Source organism: Bradyrhizobium sp. CSS354, assembly GCF_029051725.1.
In the GTDB taxonomy this organism is placed as follows: domain Bacteria; phylum Pseudomonadota; class Alphaproteobacteria; order Rhizobiales; family Xanthobacteraceae; genus Bradyrhizobium.
The window spans coordinates 1-1247 of the sequence record NZ_JAACFU010000068.1; the positions used below are offsets into that span (position 1 = coordinate 1).

The 1247-nt window shown below is 61.2% G+C and carries 1 protein-coding gene; it reads left to right on the top strand.

Annotated elements, in window-relative coordinates; all coding sequences use genetic code 11:
- Window positions 1-63: 63 nt before the first annotated feature.
- A protein-coding gene (locus tag GWG67_RS38645; protein WP_275174881.1) for an IS3 family transposase occupies window positions 64-1217 on the top strand; the annotation gives its coding sequence in 2 pieces (ribosomal slippage) (window positions 64-313 and window positions 313-1217; 1155 coding nt in all).
- Window positions 1218-1247: the final 30 nt, after the last annotated feature.

Genomic DNA, 1247 nt, shown 5'->3' on the forward strand with positions numbered 1-1247 from the left:
ATTGAGCTGCTGCCGGTTTGAAGGACACCGAGATAGGGTGTTTGATCAAGCCGGAGGTGGGCTATGCAGAGACGCAAATTCACTCGAGAGTTCAAGATCGAGGCGGTCAAGCTTGTCAGGGAGCGTGGGGTGTCTGTGGCGCAAGCCGGTCGAGACCTTGGCGTTCATGAGAACGTGCTGCGCAAATGGGTGAAGGAGTTCGGCTCCGATCCGGCGCAGGCGTTTTCGGGCCATGGCCAGATGAAGCCCGAGCAGCTCGAGATCGAGCGGCTGCGACGCGAAGTCAACAAGCTCAGGGCTGAGCGAGATATCCTAAAAAAGGCCGCGGCCTTCTTCGCGAGGGAAGCGACATGAAGTTCGTCTTCATCGCGAAGCACCGGAATATCTGGCCGGTGGCATGGCTGTGCAATGCGATGGGCGTGTCCCGCTCGGGCTTCCATGCCTGGCTGAATCGCTCACCCAGCGCGAGATCCCTAAGCGACGAGACAGTCGGCCGGCAGGTGAAGGCAAGCTTCCTTGCCAGCGACCGGACCTACGGCGCACGGCGTGTCTGGCGGGATGTGCTGGCAGATGGCGCGGAATGCGGCCTGCACCGGATCGAGCGGCTGATGCGCCTGCAGGCCTTGCGGGCGCGGCCACGGCGCCGGCGTCTGCCCAAGGACGAAGGCGATCGCCAGGTTGCGAACGTACCGTCGAACCTTCTTGATCAGCAGTTTGCAGCCGAGCGGCCGAACCAGAAGTGGATCGCCGACTTCACCTACATCTGGACGGCCGAGGGCTGGCTCTACGTATCGGCCGTCATTGACCTGTTCTCCCGCAGGGTGGTCGGCTGGTCGATGAACGCCAACATGACGGCTCAGTTGGTTGCAGACGCCCTGCTGATGGCGGTCTGGCGGCGCGGCAAGCCGGATGCTCTGATGCATCATTCTGATCGGGGCAGCCAATATGCGAGCGAACAGTTCCAGCGTCTGATGGCCGACAGCGGCATTGTTTGCAGCATGAGCCGATCCGGCAATGTCTGGGACAACGCGGCGATGGAGAGCTTCTTCTCGTCGCTGAAGACCGAGCGTACCGGGCGCAAAAGCTATCGCACCAGGAACGAGGCCAGAGCAGATGTGTTCGACTACATCGAGCGGTTCTATAACGCCGTGAGGCGCCATTCGACGATCGGGTATCTCAGCCCTGTTGAGTTCGAGCGTAAGGTCGGATTAGCTTAACCGGGTGTCCTTCAAACCGGCAGCAGCTCA